2 protein-coding genes are annotated in these 2,815 nt (G+C 46.1%); one reads left to right on the forward strand and one right to left on the reverse strand.

Annotated elements, in window-relative coordinates; all coding sequences use genetic code 11:
- Positions 1-253 precede the first annotated feature (253 nt).
- Positions 254-739 (forward strand): hypothetical protein, encoded by a 486-nt coding sequence (locus ACKI3C_RS12195; protein ID WP_407405446.1) that lies wholly within the window; start codon positions 254-256, stop codon positions 737-739.
- Between the two features lie 82 nt (positions 740-821).
- On the opposite strand, the gene ACKI3C_RS12200 is transcribed toward ACKI3C_RS12195, so the two are convergent.
- Positions 822-2,225 (reverse strand): MFS transporter, encoded by a 1,404-nt coding sequence (locus ACKI3C_RS12200; protein ID WP_407405448.1) that lies wholly within the window; start codon positions 2,223-2,225, stop codon positions 822-824.
- Between the last annotated feature and the right edge of the window lie 590 nt (positions 2,226-2,815).

Here is a 2,815-nt window from a genome sequence, read left to right on the forward strand (position 1 = left end):
AGGCACTTCGCTTGAAATTAACTAAAAATTTATTCTTTGTCAACATCCTCATGTTACACAAAAGTGTTAGCAGTTATATTCCTACAAGATGTTGTTTTTTTTGTTTTTCCCATCATTTTAGGTCCAAAACCTGATCCAATATTCCGTGGGGGAAGTCGAGAAGTTTTGGCAAGTTTTGATGCGGTTGCCCTGATGTCTTGCTGTTGTCATGATTTATTATTAAATTTGCTCAAAATTCACAATGAAATCCTGTATGAAAAAACTTTTATATTCTTTGCTTTGCCTTGTTGCGGCCAGCGTGTTTTCTGGTTGTCAGCGTTATCCGTATCTGTATTATTATGTTCAGGTGACTGATGCCGAGGGTAAAAATTTGCTTTGCGATTCTTTGTCTCCCGGGATGATAAATGTATATGATCTGAAGTTTAAGCGTGTTTATGGCGACAGTGTTTTCACGTTTGTCATGCCTAATCCATGCGACTCTGTTACGCCCGACAGCCTTCGGGGCAGCAATGAATATGCTAATTTTGTTAAAGGGGATCGTGTTCACTTTTGTGTTTTCTCGGATGCCAAACTAGGCATCAAGCTTGAGGAGTGCCCCAAAGTAGTTATCTGCTGGCCCGATGGCAAGAGCGACACATTGCAGATAGACAATCCGTTAGGGGCAATGGAAAGTCCTGATTACTATGTGAATGGCAAAAAGGTCAAGAGTGAAAATAGTTTTATTACAATCGTGAAGTAGTGTATTCTAGGGTAATTATAAAAAAACTAGGCGAGGCGGCTTCGATGTGAAGTCGCCTCGCTTGATATTTCAGGGGGATGTATTATTTCTTGCTCATGAGATAGCGCTCTTCCTTGTAGGTGAACGCCATGAAGAGAATTGACAATGCACAACCTGCGAGAAGCAGAATGAAAGTGCCGTCGGCGCTGCTCTCGGCGATGTAACCGAGCAGGGTGTTAGCCAGAACCGCTGTACCGAAGAAGTAGCCGAAGAAGCCAGTGAGACCGGCTGCTGTGCCTGCTGCATTCTTGGGAGCGAGGTCAAGAGCCTGCACGCCGATGAGCATCACGGGACCGTAGATGAAGAATCCGATGCCCACGAGACCCACGAGGTTGAGCATGAGGTTGTCGCCAGCTTGCCAATAGATTACCACAAAGATGGCAACGAGAGCCATGAAGATGATGGTGGGCAATGCACGCATGCCCTTGAACACCTTGTCGCTAATCCATCCGCAGATGATAGTTCCTGGGATTGCTGCATACTCAAATGCGAAATAAGCCCATCCTGCGCTCTTGATGTCGATGCCTTTCTCGGTGAGCAGAGTGGGCGCCCAGTCGAGTGCTCCGTAGCGCACGAGGTAAACGAATGCATTAGCAAGAGCTACAAACCATAACATCTTGTTGTTGAGGACATACTTGAATAGAATTTCCTTGGTTGAGAGCACTTGCTCGCTCTTCTCGCTGTAGTTCTTGGGGAAGTCGTTGCGCCATTTCTCTACCGAAGTGAGGCCGCAGCTCTGGGGGTTGTCGCGAAGCAAGCAGTAAGCGATAAGTGCAATGAGCAATGCCACAGCAGCGGGGAAGATGAATGTTCCGGCAAGGAAGTAAAGCTCGGTGTGCTCACCGTAGAACCAGTTACCGAACCATAGCGCACCGAATGTTGCCATGGGGCCCACGAGACCGCCACCCACGTTGTGGGCGCAGTTCCAGAAACTCATCCATGTGCCGCGTTCATTCTGTGAGAACCAGTGAGTCATCACACGTCCGCACGGAGGCCATCCCATGCCGTTGAACCAACCCACGAGGAAGTTGAGCACACCCATTATCACGATTGCCCACCACTTGTTGTCGGGGTTGTTGGCGATATCTAGTCCTGCAATGGGCACAATCATAAACAGCATTGACAATGCGCTCAAGATGAGGCCTAATGGGAGGAACTTGCGAGCATCGCTGCGGTCGCTGATAGTTGCCATGAAGAACTTTGCAAACGCGTAGGCCACGGCGTTCATTGCGAGCACTGTACCCAGGTCGCCTTTGGTGATGTTGCCACCAGTGAGTTCGGTGATAGAGGGAATCGCCATCGAAAGGTTCTTGCGCACAATGTAGAATGCAGCATAACCGATGAAGGCTCCTAAGAATACCTGCCAGCGCAGCGCACGGTAGCGGCGGTCGGCTTCAGGGCCGGTTTGTTCGGGCTTGTGAGCCGGGGGAGCTAAAAATTTTGCCATAGTTTAGTTGAAGTTGAAGTTTATCAATGATTATTTATTGTTTTTAGTTTTAGTTGCGTCATTAACTATGCAAAGGTAATAAAAAATACCATAACATCAAAGATGTTACGGACATAAAAAACGAGAATACGGACAAAAAATCCCGGACTGCAGTGATGCAGCCCGGGAAGTGGTTATCTATAACTCAACTTTAGCATATGGAACCATTTGAGTCTCACCAATTTGTTCCGATTAGCGTCCTGCTGGACGCATTTTTACGGTTTACCTATACCCCCACCGCCACTACGTTCGGCGGTGGGGGTTATTTAGATATTGTCCTACTGGACAATAAATTAGCATCATTTATTATAAAAGCTAAAGTTGAATGTGTAACATGAGGATGTTGACAAAGAATAAATTTTTTGATAATTTTTAGTTGATTTCAAGCGAAGCGCCTTTTGTCTTGGGTTGTATTTAGGTGGTGGCGCTGCGCTTGAAATACACTGAAAATAAGCTGAAAATATAAAAAACTGTTATTTTTCAGTTTAATCTGCAATCTGCTGATATTTTTTTTCGTGTGTTCTGTGAGATCTGCGCGGGGAGTCTGCAAA

It is taken from the genome of Sodaliphilus sp., assembly GCF_045598405.1.
GTDB lineage: Bacteria > Bacteroidota > Bacteroidia > Bacteroidales > Muribaculaceae > Sodaliphilus > Sodaliphilus limicaballi.